General features: G+C 43.3%; 22 protein-coding genes and 1 tRNA gene. 5 read left to right on the top strand and 18 right to left on the bottom strand.

Annotated features, from left to right (window positions below):
• Positions 1-65 precede the first annotated feature (65 nt).
• The 3 genes from ABFV83_RS01250 to ABFV83_RS01240 are packed head-to-tail and all read right to left on the bottom strand — an operon-like array spanning position 66 to position 2,289.
• Positions 66-800, bottom strand: coding sequence for an amino acid ABC transporter ATP-binding protein (locus ABFV83_RS01250; protein ID WP_349948844.1), 735 nt, complete (start codon positions 798-800; stop codon positions 66-68).
• Between the two features lie 4 nt (positions 801-804).
• Positions 805-1,497, bottom strand: coding sequence for an amino acid ABC transporter permease (locus ABFV83_RS01245; RefSeq protein WP_349947108.1), 693 nt, complete (start codon positions 1,495-1,497; stop codon positions 805-807).
• A gap of 18 nt (positions 1,498-1,515) precedes the next feature.
• Positions 1,516-2,289 (bottom strand): basic amino acid ABC transporter substrate-binding protein, encoded by a 774-nt coding sequence (locus ABFV83_RS01240; RefSeq protein WP_349947106.1) that lies wholly within the window; start codon positions 2,287-2,289, stop codon positions 1,516-1,518.
• A gap of 258 nt (positions 2,290-2,547) precedes the next feature.
• Between ABFV83_RS01240 and ABFV83_RS01235 the strand changes: the two genes are divergently transcribed.
• The gene (locus ABFV83_RS01235) at positions 2,548-3,324 is read left to right on the top strand and encodes a hypothetical protein (RefSeq protein WP_349947104.1); all 777 of its coding nucleotides are present in this window, start codon (positions 2,548-2,550) and stop codon (positions 3,322-3,324) included.
• Positions 3,325-3,368: 44 nt separating this feature from the next.
• On the top strand, positions 3,369-3,794 hold the full coding sequence (locus ABFV83_RS01230; protein WP_349947102.1) for a C-GCAxxG-C-C family protein: 426 nt from the start codon (positions 3,369-3,371) through the stop codon (positions 3,792-3,794).
• Between the two features lie 57 nt (positions 3,795-3,851).
• Here ABFV83_RS01230 and ABFV83_RS01225 read toward each other — a convergent pair whose 3' ends face one another.
• The 3 genes from ABFV83_RS01225 to ABFV83_RS01215 form a co-directional block, all read right to left on the bottom strand.
• Entirely contained in the window at positions 3,852-4,589 is a 738-nt protein-coding gene (locus ABFV83_RS01225) for a peptidoglycan recognition family protein (protein ID WP_349947101.1), read from the bottom strand.
• Between the two features lie 87 nt (positions 4,590-4,676).
• Entirely contained in the window at positions 4,677-6,260 is a 1,584-nt protein-coding gene (locus ABFV83_RS01220) for a ClC family H(+)/Cl(-) exchange transporter (protein ID WP_349947099.1), read from the bottom strand.
• Positions 6,261-6,493: 233 nt separating this feature from the next.
• Positions 6,494-6,706, bottom strand: coding sequence for an HPr family phosphocarrier protein (locus ABFV83_RS01215; RefSeq protein WP_349948843.1), 213 nt, complete (start codon positions 6,704-6,706; stop codon positions 6,494-6,496).
• A gap of 291 nt (positions 6,707-6,997) precedes the next feature.
• Here ABFV83_RS01215 and ABFV83_RS01210 point away from each other — a divergent pair.
• Positions 6,998-7,085, top strand: a tRNA-Ser gene (locus ABFV83_RS01210).
• 75 nt (positions 7,086-7,160) lie between these two features.
• Here the strand turns inward: ABFV83_RS01210 and ABFV83_RS01205 are convergent.
• From ABFV83_RS01205 to ABFV83_RS01185, 5 genes are all read right to left on the bottom strand, one after another.
• Complete coding sequence (locus ABFV83_RS01205) at positions 7,161-7,448, bottom strand: AraC family transcriptional regulator (RefSeq protein WP_349947097.1); 288 nt, start codon at positions 7,446-7,448, stop codon at positions 7,161-7,163.
• Positions 7,449-7,719: 271 nt separating this feature from the next.
• Complete coding sequence (locus tag ABFV83_RS01200; RefSeq protein ID WP_349947095.1) at positions 7,720-8,343, bottom strand: hypothetical protein; 624 nt, start codon at positions 8,341-8,343, stop codon at positions 7,720-7,722.
• Positions 8,344-8,675: 332 nt separating this feature from the next.
• Positions 8,676-9,044 carry a metal-dependent transcriptional regulator gene (locus ABFV83_RS01195; RefSeq protein WP_349947093.1) on the bottom strand — a complete coding sequence of 123 codons (369 nt, stop codon included), beginning with the start codon at positions 9,042-9,044 and terminating at the stop codon, positions 8,676-8,678.
• 167 nt (positions 9,045-9,211) lie between these two features.
• Positions 9,212-9,745 (bottom strand): cation diffusion facilitator family transporter, encoded by a 534-nt coding sequence (locus ABFV83_RS01190; RefSeq protein ID WP_349947091.1) that lies wholly within the window; start codon positions 9,743-9,745, stop codon positions 9,212-9,214.
• Position 9,746: 1 nt separating this feature from the next.
• Positions 9,747-10,358, bottom strand: coding sequence for a MarR family transcriptional regulator (locus tag ABFV83_RS01185; RefSeq protein ID WP_349947089.1), 612 nt, complete (start codon positions 10,356-10,358; stop codon positions 9,747-9,749).
• A gap of 408 nt (positions 10,359-10,766) precedes the next feature.
• Between ABFV83_RS01185 and ABFV83_RS01180 the strand changes: the two genes are divergently transcribed.
• Together ABFV83_RS01180 and ABFV83_RS01175 are read left to right on the top strand one after the other, a co-directional pair.
• Positions 10,767-11,447: an AraC family transcriptional regulator gene (locus tag ABFV83_RS01180; protein WP_349947087.1), complete on the top strand. Its 681-nt coding sequence runs from the start codon at positions 10,767-10,769 to the stop codon at positions 11,445-11,447.
• A gap of 322 nt (positions 11,448-11,769) precedes the next feature.
• Positions 11,770-12,216, top strand: a complete 447-nt coding sequence (locus tag ABFV83_RS01175; RefSeq protein ID WP_349947085.1) for a hypothetical protein — start codon at positions 11,770-11,772, stop codon at positions 12,214-12,216.
• A gap of 439 nt (positions 12,217-12,655) precedes the next feature.
• Here the strand turns inward: ABFV83_RS01175 and ABFV83_RS01170 are convergent, their stop codons facing one another.
• From ABFV83_RS01170 to ABFV83_RS01140, 7 genes are all read right to left on the bottom strand, one after another.
• On the bottom strand, positions 12,656-14,221 hold the full coding sequence (locus tag ABFV83_RS01170) for a glycine betaine ABC transporter substrate-binding protein (RefSeq protein ID WP_349947083.1): 1,566 nt from the start codon (positions 14,219-14,221) through the stop codon (positions 12,656-12,658).
• Positions 14,218-15,354, bottom strand: a complete 1,137-nt coding sequence (locus tag ABFV83_RS01165; protein ID WP_349947081.1) for an ABC transporter ATP-binding protein — start codon at positions 15,352-15,354, stop codon at positions 14,218-14,220. The genes ABFV83_RS01170 and ABFV83_RS01165 overlap by 4 nt, the downstream gene beginning before the upstream one ends.
• A gap of 117 nt (positions 15,355-15,471) precedes the next feature.
• Positions 15,472-16,110, bottom strand: a complete 639-nt coding sequence (locus ABFV83_RS01160; RefSeq protein WP_349947079.1) for a GntR family transcriptional regulator — start codon at positions 16,108-16,110, stop codon at positions 15,472-15,474.
• Positions 16,111-16,391: 281 nt separating this feature from the next.
• The gene (locus tag ABFV83_RS01155; protein WP_349947077.1) at positions 16,392-16,979 is read right to left on the bottom strand and encodes a helix-turn-helix domain-containing protein; all 588 of its coding nucleotides are present in this window, start codon (positions 16,977-16,979) and stop codon (positions 16,392-16,394) included.
• A gap of 21 nt (positions 16,980-17,000) precedes the next feature.
• Positions 17,001-17,342 carry a GIY-YIG nuclease family protein gene (locus ABFV83_RS01150; protein WP_349947075.1) on the bottom strand — a complete coding sequence of 114 codons (342 nt, stop codon included), beginning with the start codon at positions 17,340-17,342 and terminating at the stop codon, positions 17,001-17,003.
• Between the two features lie 154 nt (positions 17,343-17,496).
• Positions 17,497-17,946 carry a GNAT family N-acetyltransferase gene (locus ABFV83_RS01145; protein ID WP_349947073.1) on the bottom strand — a complete coding sequence of 150 codons (450 nt, stop codon included), beginning with the start codon at positions 17,944-17,946 and terminating at the stop codon, positions 17,497-17,499.
• Positions 17,947-18,145: 199 nt separating this feature from the next.
• Positions 18,146-18,616: an acetylglutamate kinase gene (locus tag ABFV83_RS01140; RefSeq protein ID WP_349948965.1), complete on the bottom strand. Its 471-nt coding sequence runs from the start codon at positions 18,614-18,616 to the stop codon at positions 18,146-18,148.
• Positions 18,617-18,640: the final 24 nt, after the last annotated feature.

The following is an 18,640-nucleotide window of genomic DNA, read 5'->3' as shown; positions in this document are numbered from 1 at the left end:
AAAATTAATGCTGTAAAATCAACTGATGAAATCTCTATCAGTTGATTTTACAGCAACTTTTGTTTTTAAAGCACTTTACTTAAAAAAAGTTTCAGTCTGTCATTTTGCGGATTAGCAAAAAATTCATTCGGTTCATTTTCTTCCAGGAAATAGCCGCCATCCATGAACATCACCCGGGTTGCCACTTCCCTGGCAAAGCCCATTTCATGAGTGACCACGACCATGGTCATCCGCTCTTCGGCCAACTCCCGCATTACATTTAAGACCTCACCAACCATCTCAGGATCAAGAGCAGAGGTTGGTTCGTCAAACAGCATTACATCAGGATTCATGCACAGGGCGCGGACAATGGCAATACGCTGCTTCTGCCCGCCGGACAGCTGATTGGGATAGGAATCCGCCCGATCGGCAAGACCCACCTTATGAAGCAGCCCTAAGGCCTGTTCTTCCGCTTCCTTTCTGCTGCGTCCCTGAAGCTTTATGGGCGCAAGGGTCAAATTCTTTAAAATAGTCATATGGGGAAACAGGTTAAACTGCTGGAACACCATTCCCATCTTCTGACGGTGCTTATCAATGTCGGTTTTCTTATCCACAATGTCCACGCCTTCAAACAGGATATGTCCCCCGGTTGGTTCTTCCAGACGGTTTAAACAGCGGAGAAATGTACTCTTTCCTGAACCGGAAGGCCCAATGACGCATACCACATCCCCTTTATAAATATCGACGGAAATGTCCTTAAGCACTTCTGCCTCACCAAACTTTTTACCCAGGTTCTGTACCTGAATCAGGGGTTTTTCCATTCTATCAATGCTCACTTCTGTGCAGCCTCCTCTCCAGTAATTTTACGAGATATGAAAATATCATAACCATAACCAGATAAATAATGGCCACTGCAATCAGAGGCATAAATGCAGAATAAGTACGGCTCTTGATGATATCGCCGCCCTTGGTCAAATCCTGCAGCCCTATGTACCCCGCTACAGAAGTCTCCTTTAAAAGTACGATAAATTCATTCGCAAGGGTAGGTACCACATTTTTAAAGGCCTGGGGCATAACGATGTACCACATGGTCTGAGCGTAATTAAAGCCCAGGCTGCGGCCGGCCTCAAACTGTCCCTTTTCAATAGAGCTGATACCGCTCCGGAAGATTTCTGCCACATAGGCGCCAGAGTTGATTCCAAACGCCAGAATGGCCGTAGGCACCTCCCCAGGATTCGTGGTCGCAAAGATGACAAAATATACGATCATAAGCTGTACAACCACCGGCGTACCCCGGATCACCGTCAGATAAACGTTGCAGACTGCATTTAGTATTTTCAGCTTATGGGTATTTTCATAGGTTGATCGTATGACGGCAACCAGAAATCCCAGTAAAATACCGATCAAAACTGCAAAAAACGTGATCTTTAACGTGTTTTGCAGACCGCCGGTAATGTATCTCCAACGGTTATCCACGATAAAATTCTGATAAAAATCATCTATTAGCTTTTCCCACATGGCACTCTTCCTTTTTTATTATTCCGCAGTAATGTATTTATCCACGATCTTCTTCAATTCACCGGATTCCTTTAATTCCTTAATGGCTCCGTTCATCTTGTCTAACAGCTCTTTGTTATCCTTTTTAATTGCAATGGCGTATTCTTCTTCAGTAAATGCTTCGTCGAGGATCATCAATCCGGCATTTTCCTTTACAAATACCTTTGCAGGCTCGCGGTCAATGATGACTGCATCAATTTTGCCCTGAGAAAGAGCCATAACTGCTTCCATTCCCTTATTAAAACGCTGAACCACCGCATCCTCAATATCCTCTGCATAAATATCACCGGTGGTGCCGGTCTGTACGCCCATCTTCTTTCCCGTTAATTCATCCGGTGTTTTGATCTCGCTGCCTTCCTTAACAATGATTACCTGGGCTGCTTCTGCATAAGTATCGGTAAAATCAACATTTTTCTTGCGGTCTTCGCTGACGGTCATACCGGCAGCGGTAAAATCCCCCTTACCGGACTGAACAGCCGGGATCAGGGAATCAAAGGCCATATCCTGAATTTCCAGCTCCATACCCAGCTTATCAGCGATTGCTCTTGCAATATCCGCATCAATTCCAACAATTTCATTATTATCATAATATTCATAGGGCGGAAATTCTGCATTGGTTACCATAACCAGCTTTTCTGCAGATTCTTTCTGCCCTGCAGCAGTTGTCTCTGTCTTTGTTCCGGAACCCGCACAGGCAGTTAATAAAGCTGCCATGCATACAACACCTGCCATAGCAATTACATTCTTTTTCATAATGATTCCTCCTCTTATATGCACAAATATGCATAATTATTAAATAAAGTGTCAGTTATACATTATATAGCATTTTCGAAATTAATCAAGTACTTATAAGAAGAAGATTCTTATTTTTTCTGCGGTATTTTCATTTATCTTGCATGATTTCAGGCAATCCTATATAATATGGATTACATCAATCCGATTATGAAAACAGCTTTTTGTTTTCATAATATCGCTTAATCGGGAGCAAGAAAGAAAGGTCTGAAACGGCTTATGAAGGATTTCCTTAAAAAAACAGCGTGGCCCATGAATCCGCCGGCCCCTTATTCCCTGTTCCACATTGTTTTTATCGGCATAGGGCTTGCCTCTGTGGTATTTCTGGCTTATTACACCACCAGAAAAATGAAAAGTTCAAGGCTTCCCCGGCTGCTTTTTATCTGCGGCATGCTTCTGGCAGCCACCGAATGCTGGAAACAGCTTTTTTTATATTATGTGGTAAATGAACAGACCTACAACTGGTGGTATTTTCCATTTCAGCTTTGCAGCCTTCCCATGTATTTCTGCCTTATCCTGCCCTTTGTCCCTTCAAAGGACAGTCAAAGAGTACTATGCACCTTTATGCAGGATTTTAACCTTTTAGGCGGCATCATGGCACTGGCAGAACCCTCCGGGCTTTTTCATCCTTACTGGTTTTTAACCCTTCACGGCCTGGTCTGGCATCTGCTTTTGATTTTTATAGGGCTGGTCATCGCATTTTCCCGTCTTTCCGATACCTCGCTACTGGGATTCGTGCGGACCCTTCCCCTGTTTTTTATCTGCTGCATCATTGCTTCCGTTATCAATCGGACGGCAAAGCCTTTGGGTCAGGCGGATATGTTCTACATTTCCCCCTATTACCCGTCGGCCCAGGTAGTTTTTCATGAAATTGCGTTAAAATACGGCATATCCATAGGAAATGCCGTTTATCTGTTTGCCACCTGTCTGGGAGGCTTTCTGTTTCACATCATATTTTTTAAATTCCGTTTGCTCTCTGCCCGGACCGAAAACTGACCGGGCAATGCAATGGATATCACTACTTCAGGAGGAATCATTACATGTCAGACACAACGTCAAAAAGAGTGGAAGAAGCTCTAAACAAGCATGCAAAGGGGTATAATTGCGCACAGTCCGTCTCCTGTGCTTTCTGTGATAAAACAGGCATTGACGAAGAGATCATGTTCCGGTTTACGGAAGGCATGGGCCTTGGTATGGGAAGCATGGAAGGTACCTGCGGAGCCATCGGGGCTGCTGCCATACTCTCCGGGCTAAAGAATAGTACCGGCCATCTGGACCGGCCGGATTCCAAGCGGGCCTCCCACCAATCATCCAAAAAGTGCCTGTCAGACTTTAAAGAACAGAACAAAAGCGTGATCTGTAAAGATTTAAAGGGCGTGGAAACCGGAAATGTCCTTCGTTCCTGCAATGACTGCATCGCAGATGCAGTAAGGATCATAGACCATGAATTATTTGGCGGAGAATAAAGTGGGGATGAGGAGGGGGCTGAGCACGAATTATTTGGTGCAACAGCCCCTCTTTTCTTATCTTTCCCCTTCATCCGGCTGCTTTCTGGCCGTCTTCACATCCGAAAGGAACTTCTTCCATTCATCCTCATGAGCTACAAAATACCTTGGGCAGTCCTTTCCTGTGGCATCATAATGCCTTATGACATCCCTTTCCGTAAGCCCCAGGTTCTTACAAAGCCAGGCCGTCAGCTTTACCAGAGAATCATAGGTTGCTTCATTGAACTTCCCAGTCTCATCGGGATGGCAGCATTCGATGGAGACTGTGTTCACATTCTTTTCCTTTGATGTGGAATAGGCCATCTCATAGATGGGAATTCCCTGAAGGACTTCTCCTTCAAGCCCTATGATAAAATGGCTGCTGGCAGAAATTTTCTTAACCCCGGTCTGATCCTTGAGACTGTTGAAATAATTCATATTTTGACTGGCTGTTGTCCCTGGATTCGCCACATAATGAATGACGATTTCATTCACCCGCTTCATTTCCGTTCCCGGTCTTGAATACGGATTGGGATCAAGGAGATCCTGTAAAACCCATTCCGGCATGGGAATCTTCTTTAAATCCACGTAACTTCTAAAAAATATCTGGCCCAGGATCCATAGGATCCCTGCTAAAACAACAGCCAGTACAAGAACCTCAGCCCCTATGTAAAGCAACCGCTTTCTTTTCTGTTTTTTCTTTCGTTTCCTGTTGCGATCCCTGGCACGGCGGCGGCGTTCCAGTTCATCGTAGCTTTCCTCTGCCTGATTTTTCATGTTTTGACTCCTGAATTTCCATTTCCTTAAGTTTACGTCTTTTTTAATGGAAAAGTCAACCTAAAACATGGCATTCTTCCTGTACCTTTAAACTTTCCGGCCCATTTTCACAGTCTCACACACCGCCTGCAGTACCCGGTGAAGCTCTCCCTGCACAGTTTCGTCACACAGGACCAGGATCTTATCTCCTGCTGCAAACTTTGTCTCCCCTCCGGGGACAAACTCAGCCTCTCCTCTCATTAAGGATACCAAAAGACAGGTTCTGGGCCACTGGATCTCAGAAACCTTCCGGCCCTCAGCTTCGCTTCCATGGAAAACCATGCCTTCTACCAGAACCTTCTCCCCTGTGGTCGGTGACATTTTATCCGGATTCAGCCTTGAAAGGAGGCGGTGAAGAAGCTGGTCGTATACCGGTGCGCAATGGACCAGATCCGGGACCACATATGCTGCCAGAGACACCATGGACAAGGTCAGCAGATGGGAATAAGAGCCGGTCATTTCACTGATCAGAATAATGCCTGTAATAGGCGCCCGGACTATGGCAGAAAAATAACCTGCCATCCCCAGTATAATAAAATTTCCAAGAAGCCCGTTAAGGGAATCGGACACCATTCCCACCGCAGAGAAATAAATGTTTCCGATCACAGCTCCCAGGACCAGAAGGGGAAGAAAGATTCCTCCGGGAGCACCGGAGCCAAAGCTTATCATGGAGAAAAAGAATTTCAAAACCAGGAGCAGGCACAAGGATCCAAGCATCATCTCTCCCGATGTCAGGATCTCCACAAGGGAATGACCGCCGCCCAATACATAAGGATAGGTAAAACCAAACACTCCGGCCAATAAAAACGGGATGATAAGCTTTGCTGCCTGACAAGGCAGTTTCTGGTACAAATCCTGTGTTCCTGAAAGGCAGGTGTTATAAACCACGCCCAGCGCTCCCATGATCACACCCAAAACTATAACATGTCCATAGGCATTCAAAGGGATCATCTTCGTGATCTGGAAGTTAAAAACAGGCTGCAGCCCAAAGACATTTTTGGATACAAAATCCGCTGTGATGGAGGCGGCCATGGTAGAGAGCAGCACCTCCGGTGAGAAATGTTTATGAATCTCTTCCAGAGAAAACAGAACGCCTGCTATGGGAGCGTTAAAAGCGGCTGAAAGGCCTGCACTGGCCCCGCAGGTGATAAGCAGCTTTTCCTCTGTTTTAGCTCTCCCTGTCAGACGGGATAACCCTTTGGCCGCCATGGAGCCAAGCTGAATGCTGGGACCTTCCCTTCCAAGAGACAGGCCGCAGCCCAGTGACAGCAGGCCTCCGCCCAGTTTGGCAGCAAGAACCTTCCACCAGCAGGGATCCAGCTCTCCGATCATCTCTCCCTCTACCTGAGGGATTCCGCTTCCTGATATAAATGATTCCCATTTAAGCAAAAGAGCCACAACAAATGCCGCGGCTGCCAAAATAATAAACCATACCGGCACAAACCAGCTATGATCCCTGCCGTAATCCAAAACCGAACGCAGCAGTCCATCTGCATAGCTTAACAGATACCGGAAAAGCACAACTACGGCTCCTGATATAGCCCCTACGGCAATGCCTTCCAGTATTAATGCATAACGAAAACTGCGGTAACGGTCTATGGTTTTCTTTACCGTATTACCTTCCGTCCGCATAATATTTCCTCCTTTTTTAGACAAGCCCCATTTTATCAGCGCAATACAAGGTTACATGGGCTTCTGGCTTGTACTTTATTCATCAGCAGGTAATCTCCTGCAAACAATAAAAAATTATATCTCTTATAAATACCGTTTGCAAGGAAAAGCCGTATTTTAACAAAATAAACCGGTCTTCGCTTCCTGTTATAAAAAGCGGGGACCGGTTTATTTCTTGTATTTATGACTGACAATCAGGCTGCACTGCCTACCAATTCCTCAGGGGACACTGCCGCATTATAGCAAATGATTTCCACCTGTTTTCCAATGCCTATGATCATAATGCCCATCAGTGATTTCCCGTCAATAACCAATTGGTTATAAACAACTTTAACATCACAATTACACTTTTCTGCTCTTACTACAAATGCAACCAGCTCTTCTACTGTGGAAAATGTATGCTTCATTTGTCTCACATTAAGACCTCCTATGCCTTGATTTCAATCATTTATCTCTTATTTAACCAAAATAATAAGGATATTCCAGGAAAAAATGTGTACTTTTTAATATACATTCCTATTATTTCCATAGCATAGAAGCTTATACGGGGAAAAGTAAAAATTTTACTGAAAGTACTACCCAAAATCTTATTTATCGTGTATAATTGAATCGTTCGTTTTTGTTTAAGGCGGGCTGTAATAGAAAGCGGAGTTAAAACCTGAGTTTTGGCCCAGATTTGGTGTATAAAAATAAAATATGGAGCGGTATCGAAGTGGTCATAACGAGCCTGACTCGAAATCAGGTTGTCGGGCAACCGGCACGTGGGTTCAAATCCCACCCGCTCCGCTGGAAAGAGCCTGATGCAGCTAATGTCCGCATCAGGCTCTTCTTTTTTTCTGTCTTTGCAAAAAATTATTTTGTTTAGTTTCCCATCATGCCGGTCACGTTTTTAAACACCCGATTAAAATGGATTATATTGGAAAATCCCGTGGCCTTACTAATCTCTGTCACATTCTCGTCGGTCTCCATGAACATGCGCTGGGCATTCATAATCCTCGTAATGTTAATGTACTGCGTAATCGTGCGGTTGGTTTGCCGCTTAAACTCCCTACACAGATAATATGGGCTTATATAGAATATCTGAGCCAGTTTTTCCAGCTTTAAATCCTCGGCGTAGTGGTTGTGGATATAATTAATCACGCTCCCCATCCGGGTCTGCTCCTCTAAGGGCACTGCCACCTGTTCTTGCTGGACCAGGGTTAAAAACAGCATATTAAGGATTGTACTAAGACTCTCCTAAGTGCATACAATATACCTGATCGCGGACCACATGGTAACGCTCCCCTGCTTCCAGGTAATACAGTTCAAAAATTTCCCTGGGCCATCATAATAAGCTCTTCCTTTTTCTGGCTTTTTATAGGTACAGCTAAAAATGATTATATGTTCAAAAGCATTTCATACTGGCTTCGCAAGAACTTCCTCAAGGTAATGTATAGGAGTCTTCTATGTATGAGAGGATTTCTGCTGAATTCTCTACGGGAGCCTCCGCAGAAATATAATGGAGCACGTTGTTTTCATCCTCAAAAATCCAGCAGACAATGATACTAGGCAGGGAATGATCCTCACTGATAAAAGAGCCGTAAATCTGAAATGCATCGTACTTCCCCAATGTAACCTGTGCCCCTGCAATTTTTTGTACCTCATTCTGTTCCAGATTATACCAGACGCTATTGGCTGCCGTTTCAGCGGTCATTTTCGCTTTATCTTCCTCGCTCAGCCCTTCGTCATTAAAAACGTTCAAAGTAATAATGGAATTACCCAGCGAATCGGAATACTGAAGATCCGTTCCGCCATCCAAATCCTGAAAACGAACCCATGTAGCAGGGATAGTTACATACCCAAATTCATCCGTTCCAATGGTTTGTGAACTTCCCTCATTTAATTCAGATTGAGGAACACTTGCAACTTCTAAAGTGCTCTCCGTATCGCCGATTCCTGACGGCGCAGATAAATCGCTTTCAGCCAGATTCTCCGATGGCTTCCCACAGGAAGTTGTAAATGCACATATCAGTATCAATAGCAGAAACCCAAATCTTTTTTTCAATGTCATTCTCCTCTCATTTTATATTGCAGTTAGGCGTTTGTGAAACGCCACACGCCTTGTAAATCAAGACTTTTTTCTTTCCTAAAATAAAACAGCTCCTCACTGGTTTATGGTAAAATCAAGTTGTCCAGAAACAAATTTACCTATCGCAAAAAGGAGTAGTGCCTTTATGATACCATACAATCAGCTTTCTTTGGTAGATATTTTTTCAGATTGTTTTGCTCTGGTATTAGAGTACAGTGGTCGTCTGACTGGCAGGGACTCCCGGCGGCGCTCGTTCCCCGAGGAGGACGGCACCCTCAGTCTTATCAAAATTCTTTCTATAAATTTATTTATATTAATACTTTTTTTAATTGTAATAAAGTTTCATTGCTAATGGCATGTTCCATTCTACATGCGTCACAAGAGGCTATTGTTGCTGGTACGCCCAGCGATAATAGCAAATTGTAAAATAGGACATAACGCTCCTTAATTGCACAGGCAAGCTTAAATCCTTGTGGAGTAAGAGAAATATTGTGGGTATCATCCACATAAATATATTTTTCTTGCTTTAATAGTTGTATCGCGTGGGATACGCTGGGACGGCTTAACTCCATTTTCTTAGCTATATCTATGGCACGCACGGATTCTTGCTCCTGTTCAATGCTTAATATTGTTTTTAGATAATTCTCCTTTGAAATGCTGAGTTTCTCCGCTGGCATCCAGGTCACTTCCTTTCTGCTTTTCATGGTGGCCGGCATTCCAATAAATAGTTGCTTCAAGATTAAGTGTTTGTTTTAGGTCGCCGGTCAACTTTTGTATAGCTATTTGCACATTTTCTAAATGAGGGCTTGCTTTTAAACATACCTGTACGAAAGCAAGCCGCTTTTCAGGGCCGAAATCGTATGTGGCTAAGGGTCATCGCTGTTAATATGGCATCTGAAACATTGTCTTTAAACATTGTACGAAGCGTTGCTGATTGGATTACCCGATTTGCCATATGTGTATACAGTGCTAATGCCAGCTTTATGATAATGGAAGCTATTGGTATCCAAAAAAACCAAGATGGCATTCTTGTGATTTGCGGTGTTAATATTCTTGCAATAGAGTGCTTTCCAAAAGACAAGGAAGTTGCCATTATTAAAAATGATACGATAAATCCACTGATATACTCCATTCTTCCATAACCATTAGGGTATTTATCATCCGCTTCTTTCCCGCATAACTTAAAGCCAATAATGGCAACAACCGAAGCGGCACAATCAGTGAGATTGTTGAAAGCGTCTGCAAGAATTGAAACGCTATTTCCAATAAGACCTATTGTACATTTTGCAGAAAAAAGGACAATATTGGCTGAAATCCCAATATATCCTGCACGTTGCCCGATTTTCTGCCGAAAGCTATATTTATTGTTTGGAAACACGCTAAAAATCCTTTCTATAATGATGACTGTGGTGTCCATGCTGGTCACGAGGACTGCGACTTCCACCGTGGTGCATATCATCATGTCCAGTATGATCGTCATGATTGCCTTCATGATGCTCGTGCTTGTGCTGATTTTTTGCAGCACTGCCATGATGTTGTTCATGCCAGGAGTTAATTAATTTTTCTAAGACCTCAATTAAATGCTGCTGTTCTTCAAGTGATATCATAGAAAATAACTCTTGAGCTGTTTCATATTGTACATTCGCATTTTCATCAATGGCCATTTTCCCAAGTTCTGTAAGTTCAACATTAACATTACGCTTATTTCCTGCTTCTTTTTCGCGGGTAATAAGCCCTCTTGATTCGAGCTTGCTTAAAAGCTCACTTAATGAAGCAGCTCGTATCTGTAATACTTCAAGCAAATCTCGTTGCGCCATTTCACCTGTCTGCGCAAGTATTGAAAGAATACGCCACTGGCTCGGATGTATTCCATTTTCCTGATGATGTCCTCTGCTTAAAGCATGGGAGCAACGCAAGAATAAAGAATAAAGCTTTTCAGATACAATATTTTTTTCAACAATTTGCCCATTTTCAAAATTTTTATTATTCATAATGTTCCCCTTTAATTTTTAATATTAGGTACCTTACAATTAAAATAACATAGCAAAAATGAAATGTCAATATATTTTTAGGTACCTAACATATTATGGTTTTTCTCTGTCAATAAATATCTTGTACGGCTGCTTTCCCAATGCACTGAGCGTGATCTCAAAATCATTACCACAATGGTGAAAGGTAATGCTGGAAACAAAAAAAGCCCGTACAGGGAAGAGAGTAAGCTCCCCCACGGGCAATATCATTACGCTTATGGATTCTACGTCTGTGTGTCCTGCTCATTGAAAATGAAATATCCAGATTAAGCACCACAGCACTACATAAATTTCATTGCTGAAATAATCCAGGTAATTCCGTATTTACCTTGCACGCACCCGCTAAATTCCGGCTTCTGCCAGGAAGCGATGGGAATATGCTGCTACGCCAATACAAGCAGAACAGTTTATGCGTATTGCGAAGCCGGCAAGCCGGCCCGTTTCACAAAGATAATGATTACACAGGATTATTTTGATACGTTTATTCATGAACGTTACGGCGACACCTACTGCAATTCTTTGAATACGATTAGTTACTTGACGCAAAATCCTAATTCGCCGGAATTAAATTTTATCTTTCAGCAAATACGAGACTGTACCGCCATGGGTACTGCCCTGCAAATCTATCTTGATGGCAAAGTCCTGGAAGTGTTATCGTTAGTTACACATCACTTTAATCAGGCCAGGCAGCACACCCGCTTACCTGTTAAACTTGACCAAAGAGACCGGCGTTCACTATCGAAAACAATTACTTTTATGAAAAAAGACCTGTCTGCATATCCTTCGGTCAAAGAGCTGGCAAAGGCAGCAAGCATGAGCGAATCTCGTTACCAGCTTGCCTTTAAGCAGGTGTATGGAACTACGGTATATGAATACCTAAAAGCTTTGCGGATGAACAATGCGCTTCTGCTTTTACGAGATTCTGATTTCGATATCCGTACAATTGCAGGAATGGTCGGCTATTCTAACGCAGGGCACTTTTCCGGCCTGTTTAAGAAACTATATGGGGTATCACCAAAAGAATACAGGCTGATCCATGGTATAAAGTAATTTATTAACTCCAGTCCCACCAAATATGGTGGGCTTATTTTTCTCACCTTTGAGCCATTTTGGTTCCAAATCTGTGTTTTACACTTCAAATGCTGATTATATCAACACGTATTCCTATGTTGTCTTTATCCTGCTGGCATTTGCAGGTGTGGGTATTATTGTCAAACCAACCTCTAACCGAAGATTCGCCGCCCTGCATCTAATCTTTTGGGAAATTCTATCGATATATCATAATAAGAGAACATACATTGCCTGCAATCGTAGAAGCCAGCTAACAACAATCTGCCGTATGAAGTTTATGTAGTTTGAGGAGGGAAAGCAAATGCGTATTGAGCACGGAAATCCTTATGGTTATGATGTTAACCGGAATTTGACCAGGGAACCCCTGGAAAAACAGAAAGATGAAAAAGAATCCTATATGGCGGCAATGAGCCAGCAACTGGAAACTTCCGGGGAACAGACGAAGGCTGAAAGGGAAAAGCTGAAAATTCTGCTGAACTGTTTAGAAATTTCAAGGCGGATCGCTGGGGGAGACAAGGTCCCGCCGGCAGACCATCAGTATCTGATGAAACATGACTCGGCTCTCTATGCCAGGTCTGTTATGATGCGTTTTCCAAAGAATAATCCTCATGAGTATAAACGGCTTACCCAAGAACGGGAACGCCAGAGCAATCCGCAGGACCAAATGACAAATGAGGGGGAAAACTTTGAAGGGTTAAAGGAACCCCTGATACAGTGCAGCGGAGCCAGGGTTGATGTAAGTGTGTAAGGCAGGGTTGAAAATAGGCCGTTGCATTTTTCCGATGCAACGGCCCTTTTTTGTTATATTTCCAATATTGTCCTGCCAATGCCTGCATAAGGACTTTGGCTTTTAATAGCTCCTATGATAAACTGAACATAACCTCACATTTTCCCCGGCTTACCGGACATCATTTAATTTTTTATAAGAACCTGAGCCATATGCATAAGAAAACCCAATGTACGCAGGAAAAATACACACCCTGCAGTTACATATACCCAGGGAATGTTCAAAGTTCTAAGTAACCACAAAATCAGCATCACAACAGCCAGATCCCGCATATATCGTCCAAACAGAAAACCGGCTTTTTCTTCCCTTAGGGACAGGGACGTATCAGCACTTATCAGCCACCGCCACCTGGGAGAAGAAAAAACAAGGGAAAGAAACGAAAAAAGCAGAATTACATAAATCATGATATCAATCCACTCTCTTTTAGAAAGTCATGGGCTACAGCAGCAGGTGTCTGCTGTAATTCATCCACCTTGTAGTTCAGTTCAATCATAACCTCATTGGTTAAATATGGCGCCAATTCTTCCATGATTCCGGTGACTTCCGGACATTTCTCCAATGCATCCTCCCGGATAACAGGAATTGCATAATAGGGCGGGAAAAAGTTCTTATCATCTTCCAGGGTTTTTAAGCCGAATTTCTTTAAAAGTCCGTCAGTAGCGAAAGCATCAATGATATTTACTTCACCGGTTTCCAGAGCTGTATAGCGGGGAGAAGAGTCTAATGTAAGACGTTTTCCTATTTGGAAGCCATAGGCTTTCTGCAGTCCGGATAATCCATCCTCCCTGTTAGAGAATTCAAAGGTGGTACCGGATATCAGGGATCCGCTTATTTTAGCAAGATCACTTACTTTTTCCAAATGATACTCTTCTGCCATTTCCTGAGTTACGGCCAATGCATAAGTATTATTAAAGTTCATCTGCTTAAGTACTTCCAGACCAAGCTGCTCCTTATACTCTTTCTTTACCGTCTGATACACCTGCTCCATATCGCTGATAGGCGGATGTTTGAGGATGTCAGTGTATGAAGTGCCGATATAGTCAACATAAAGATCAATATCTCCGGTCTGTATTGCAGAAAAGCATACCTGTGACCCGCCCAGGCTCAGCTTTCTGTTTACGGTGATATCGGTTCTGTCTTCTATTAAATCCGCTACAAGATTACTAAGAATCTCCTGCTCCGTAAAATCCTTGGAGCCGACTGAGAGTGTACGCACATCCCCTGATACACTTCCCACGGATGTGAAAAGGAATACAGCCGCAATAAACATGGCAGCCGCTCCCAGCATTGACTTTTGGATTTTCCTGCTTTTTTTCTTAACTGAGGCATCTCCCTTTTGAAGGCTGATGGGCGTTACAAGCTTTTCAGTCAGACCAATCAGAAAGTCTACCATCAACGCCAATAAACAGGCAGGAATGGCACCAGCCAGGATTTGATTGTTATTCACCGTCCGTATGCCGGAAAACACCAGGTATCCCAGACCGCCCGCACCAATAAACGCTGCCATGGTCATAAGTCCTACTGCTGTTACGGAAGCAATCCGCACTCCTGCCATAATGACCGGAAGAGCAAGGGGAATCTGCACCTTTGTCAGTACCTGAAACGGCGTCAAGCCAATCCCTTTGGCCGCCTCCAGCGTCTGGGGATTGATATTATCAATTCCTGTATAAGTATTCTTAATAATGGGAAGAAGAGAATAAAGAACGACTGCAACAATTGCAGGAATGATACCGATTCCCAATAACGGGATCATGAAGCCAAGCAGTGCCATGCTGGGAATTGCCTGAGTCACGTTTGCAATTGCTAAAATCGGCTTACTGGCTTTTGCCGCAAAGGAAATAAAAATTCCAAGGGGCACTCCGATCAGGATGGCCAGACCCACTGATATGGCTGTCAGCTTCAGATGTTCGATCAATAATGAAAGAATCTGGGGATAATTGATTATTATATAATTCCAAAAATTCATTCTGCCTCTCCTCCTTCATAGTCAAAGTATTGCTGACTCATGGTCGTCACCAGGCTGCTTCGGGTAATGAGCCCTTTTAGACGCCTTTGGTCATCCACCACCGGAACCGTTGACACCTGGTTTTCCGTCACTATTTTCAGTGCATCCAGTATACATTGGTCCGGTAAAAGGGTAGGAAAGTCTTCATACATAAATTGTTCCGCCAATTGGGTTCTGTCTTCTATACCTCTCAATTTGCTGGCCTTGACAATTCCGCTCAAACGCCGGCTGTCCCGGTCCACGATAAGCAGGCTGTCGACCTTGTTTCTCCGCATCTTTTCGATGCATTTCAGAACAGATAGGTCTTTGGTTGCACTGACCGGCTGTTCGATCATAATGTCGGATACCTTGATGAATTCCGGTGAAGACCAGATCCTGTTTTTTCCTACGAAGCTTGAAACAAATTCATCCACAGGATTGTTCAGGATATTTTCCGGTGTATCGTATTGCAGAATATCGCCATCCTTCATGATGCATATCATATCCGCGATCTTAATGGCTTCATCCATGTCATGGGTCACAAAGACAATCGTCTTCTTTAACTTGGCCTGCAGCTGTACCAGCTCATCCTGAAGATCTGATCTTGTTATGGGATCCAGGGCCGAAAAAGGCTCATCCATCAGGATAATATTCGGATCCGTGGCAAAGGCTCTGGCAACGCCGATCCGCTGCTGCTGCCCTCCGCTGAGCTCTGTCGGATAACGATTCAAAAACTCTTCACAATCAAGTCCTACCATCTGCATCAGCTTCCTTGTGTTGTCCTCAACGTCTTTGGACGACATTTTTTCAAGCTTTGGAATCAGTTCAATATTTTCCTTAACTGTCATGTGTGGAAACAGTCCGGTCTGTTGGATCACATATCCGATTTTCCGCCGCAGGGCCACTTCATCCATGCCGCTGATATTTTCACCATCAATGGAAATCGTACCTGATGTAGGCTTGATCAGCCGGTTGATCATTTTTAAGAGTGTTGTCTTACCGCAGCCGCTCTCACCAATAATAGCAACCAGACTACCGCTATTTATCGTGAATGTAATTTGATTAAGAACCTGCTTTGTCTTATAACGCTTGGAAATACGTTCAAATTGTATCATATATCTCCCTCCTTTTTAGCAAAGTAACAACTTGATTATATTATAAAGTTGTCACTTTGTCAAATTTCAAAAAATAACGCCTGAAGCAATCTGGCTTCAAGCGCTGGGATAAAACTGCTATTTAGAAGTATATAAAAAGTCTCTGACTCTGTCAGGAGTATCGTCCTGTGTTATAAAATATATGGTATCATTTTCCGAAAGAGCAACGTATGGTCCGGGGGATTTTATGACAGTATCATTCCTGCTGACTGCTATCACAGTCGCCCCGGTCCGCTGCCAGAATTGGATTTCGGTTACCGTCTTATTCAAATGGGCGCATTCACTGGTGATCCGTATCTCAAACGGCATAAATGGATTCATTGACCGGAAGTGAACCGAGGCCTCTATCATATCCTGCAGACAGTCATTTAAGTATTCCATTTCCTGTTTTTGACGGCTGACACTCTTTAAAAGATTTTCCTTAATGGTATCAATGGTCTGCCTTTTGCTGTTTTGCTGGATGTACTCTGCTGCTTTCCTCTGGGATTTAATGATGATCCCATTGCCCTTTTCAGAGGTTACGATCCCTAAATCGCTAAGTATACAGATCGCCCGCCTTGCAGTCTCCGGAGATACGCTGTACTGGCCGGCAAGAGAAGAACGGGCGTATATCTTCTCACCTACCTTATATTCTCCATTGGCGATCCGGGCCGCCACTTCTACGGCAATTTGCTGATAGCGGGGGATTGCTGTCTTATGCTTTAACTCTATGTCCATGTAAATCACGTTTCCTTTGCCTATTATAGTATAAAACAACACCAGTATAGCCTAAATCGTAATACAAAGCAAGGTGGGATCATTTTCCTTTTCCTATCCTTCTCCCGCCGGGCCGCTCCTTATGGGGCAACTGATTGCAATGATTGCACATCTGTGGGACAGTAGTATGGTTTATGAGAGGCAGTCTTCTCATAAAAAGGCGTAATTTTTCACGCCGTCCATCCGATTGGGGGCGTTGCAAAATAGCAACGCCCCCTTTTTCTGCAATTTAAGACCAGAATTTACTTTAACAACTGATACCGTAAGCCATCATCAGTACTGTACCATATCAGCATTCCATGTCCCCTTTTGGGAATGCGCACATTTAAATTCCATTCAGGATATTGCTTGATGATCTGGATCCTGTCACCAGAAGCCAAAGCCACAAAGGAAATGTAATGCTCTTTATCCATGGGATGTCCGCTGGTGATATACCAGTCATCTTCCAGTATCTGAACGGTCAGCCTTTCGTTTTCTTCCGCTTTTTTCAGGGGTTGGGCAGCCAGTTTCTTGCCGCAGCATGAGACTTCCGCATCTCCTGTGCAAAGCGTTATATTCTGGCATGTAGGACAAACAAAGTATTTCGTATTCTTCATATTACCTCCTGCAAAATTATTGGGTGTCATATCGCCGGACAGTAAATTCATTATATCAATTCCAAGGAGCCTGGAAAGCTCCGGAATAAGAGAGATATCAGGCAGACCCAGGCCCCGTTCCCACTTGGAAATGGTTTTATCGCTAAGGTTCATTTTATCTGCAAGTTCCTTTTGCGTCATATTGTGTTCCTGGCGTAAGGTGCGGATTATGCTCCCTACTTTACTGTTTTCCATGCTTTACCTCCTTATGAGGAATCAAGAGACAGGATTCCCGTTCTTTTCCAGCCATAATTCCAGCAGTGTATTTACATCGTCAGAAAATTCACGATCCGTCTGTGTTTCCTTTTTTTCTATTTCCTCTATAATTTCAAAGGAAAATCCGGATGCTCCGGACTCCTTCCATGCGTCCATCATACATATTTCAGGGCATGAATCCGTTGAAACGGAAAATAGAAACCGGTTTTTTGCACCCCGCATATCTTTTGTTGCCCGAAACCATACATCATCTCTGCCACTGCATTTTATACAATATACTCCCCCAACTGCTTTTCTATTATGATACTGCTCTTTCAGGGCTTTTCTTGAAGATTTATCCATTTTATTTTCACCATCTTTCTAACATTCCGTGTTTCTTCTCCACCTATCATTGTAGCTGTCTGCCATGAGCTTTTCAATCTACGCTCCGTAGAGTTTCATCGTGATATTCATATAGGAAAAAAACAACGTCAGCCGAAAGGTTTTTACGGTTTTGTTAAGATTTCTTCATAACGTAATTTGTCAAAATAACGCCTTTTCGCTCAACCTGCTGTTCTTTGAAAACCCTGTACCCCCTGGATTCAAAAAATGGCTTTGCGGTTATGGAAGCATGTGTTGTCACCGTACCACCTGGAAAACCAGCTTCCAGCCTGTCACAAAGGAGAGTTGCAATCCCCTGCCCCTGATAGTCCTTATGGACATAGAGGCGGTCAAGATAACCCGTATCATCCATGTCCCCAAATCCGGCGATCATGCCGTTTTTTACAGCCACAAGCGAATGATGCTCCTTTAAGGAACGGTCCCAGGCATCCCGATCCATATCCTTTGATGCCCACGCATCAAGCTGCTCCTTAGTGTAGTCTCTGGCGCATATTCCATGGACCGTATCATAAAACAATGCGGTTATTTCCTCAATATCCTTTGAATTATATTCCCTGATTATCATTTTCTCTCCCAATCTATATAGTTCTTTTGTCAAAATTTAAAATCACAGCATTAAAAATACTGCCTTAAGCTTATGGATATTTTATCACATGAAAGTTTAGTCTGCCAGTTGCATCGGTCATTTGCCATATTATTAAAAAAGAATGTATCTCAAAAGACATTTATAGACTTTTGGAATACATTCTTTTTTATACCTGTAACTACCTAAAAAACTGCATGAACTGTTGTGTGATTCCCTGTGTCATGACATCGGCCATTTCAAGGGCTTCTATCTCAATGTCTGAAAATATATTGATGCCGTCTTCAAAATTCTGTGTCAGGATATCATCCGCTTCTGTCTTTGTCATTGCCAAGTGATTATAGAGCATATCCTGCCAGTCATCGGCCGACCAATTGGGATTGATATTGGCGAGGAATGTTGCGATTTGATCTGCGTTTTCGTACCAGCGTTTTTCCGCATCAGAAGCAGCATCAGCGTTGCTTTCCTTCATCGCCATAACAAGTTCATTGGCGGTTGTAAGGTGGGTTGTCAGCAGCTCTGCAAATTTAGCGGCTTTATCCTCCCCATAAAACGTAATCAATACTTCTTCGAAATCTTTAGGATTCTCCAGCAGACGATCTGTTACAAATTTCACATCCGGAAGGTCAAAAGCCACGCTCTCGACAACCATTCTCGTCCAGTATACATGCTGTAA

It is taken from the genome of Lacrimispora sp. BS-2 (genome assembly GCF_040207125.1).
Lineage (GTDB): Bacteria > Bacillota > Clostridia > Lachnospirales > Lachnospiraceae > Lacrimispora.
The sequence above is the reverse complement of the archived record's forward strand: the minus strand, read 5'-3'. Positions and strand labels throughout refer to the sequence as shown.

Excerpts from the sequence above, each read along its gene's own strand:
- ABFV83_RS01235 (WP_349947104.1), top strand. The coding sequence starts at position 2,548 with ATGAAGGATTTCCTTAAAAAAACAGCGTGGCCCATGAATCCGCCGGCC.
- ABFV83_RS01170 (WP_349947083.1), bottom strand. The coding sequence starts at position 14,221 with ATGAATTTTTGGAATTATATAATAATCAATTATCCCCAGATTCTTTCA.
- ABFV83_RS01145 (WP_349947073.1), bottom strand. The coding sequence starts at position 17,946 with ATGATAATCAGGGAATATAATTCAAAGGATATTGAGGAAATAACCGCA.
- ABFV83_RS01245 (WP_349947108.1), bottom strand. The coding sequence starts at position 1,497 with ATGTGGGAAAAGCTAATAGATGATTTTTATCAGAATTTTATCGTGGAT.
- ABFV83_RS01155 (WP_349947077.1), bottom strand. The coding sequence starts at position 16,979 with ATGGAAAACAGTAAAGTAGGGAGCATAATCCGCACCTTACGCCAGGAA.
- ABFV83_RS01140 (WP_349948965.1), bottom strand. The coding sequence starts at position 18,616 with ATGGTTGTCGAGAGCGTGGCTTTTGACCTTCCGGATGTGAAATTTGTA.
- ABFV83_RS01250 (WP_349948844.1), bottom strand. The coding sequence starts at position 800 with ATGGAAAAACCCCTGATTCAGGTACAGAACCTGGGTAAAAAGTTTGGT.
- ABFV83_RS01230 (WP_349947102.1), top strand. The coding sequence starts at position 3,369 with ATGTCAGACACAACGTCAAAAAGAGTGGAAGAAGCTCTAAACAAGCAT.
- ABFV83_RS01205 (WP_349947097.1), bottom strand. The coding sequence starts at position 7,448 with ATGGGGAGCGTGATTAATTATATCCACAACCACTACGCCGAGGATTTA.
- ABFV83_RS01150 (WP_349947075.1), bottom strand. The coding sequence starts at position 17,342 with ATGGATAAATCTTCAAGAAAAGCCCTGAAAGAGCAGTATCATAATAGA.
- ABFV83_RS01220 (WP_349947099.1), bottom strand. The coding sequence starts at position 6,260 with ATGCGGACGGAAGGTAATACGGTAAAGAAAACCATAGACCGTTACCGC.
- ABFV83_RS01180 (WP_349947087.1), top strand. The coding sequence starts at position 10,767 with ATGGGAATATGCTGCTACGCCAATACAAGCAGAACAGTTTATGCGTAT.
- ABFV83_RS01240 (WP_349947106.1), bottom strand. The coding sequence starts at position 2,289 with ATGAAAAAGAATGTAATTGCTATGGCAGGTGTTGTATGCATGGCAGCT.
- ABFV83_RS01185 (WP_349947089.1), bottom strand. The coding sequence starts at position 10,358 with ATGAATAATAAAAATTTTGAAAATGGGCAAATTGTTGAAAAAAATATT.
- ABFV83_RS01215 (WP_349948843.1), bottom strand. The coding sequence starts at position 6,706 with ATGAAGCATACATTTTCCACAGTAGAAGAGCTGGTTGCATTTGTAGTA.
- ABFV83_RS01165 (WP_349947081.1), bottom strand. The coding sequence starts at position 15,354 with ATGATACAATTTGAACGTATTTCCAAGCGTTATAAGACAAAGCAGGTT.
- ABFV83_RS01175 (WP_349947085.1), top strand. The coding sequence starts at position 11,770 with ATGCGTATTGAGCACGGAAATCCTTATGGTTATGATGTTAACCGGAAT.
- ABFV83_RS01225 (WP_349947101.1), bottom strand. The coding sequence starts at position 4,589 with ATGAAAAATCAGGCAGAGGAAAGCTACGATGAACTGGAACGCCGCCGC.
- ABFV83_RS01195 (WP_349947093.1), bottom strand. The coding sequence starts at position 9,044 with ATGCCAGCGGAGAAACTCAGCATTTCAAAGGAGAATTATCTAAAAACA.
- ABFV83_RS01160 (WP_349947079.1), bottom strand. The coding sequence starts at position 16,110 with ATGGACATAGAGTTAAAGCATAAGACAGCAATCCCCCGCTATCAGCAA.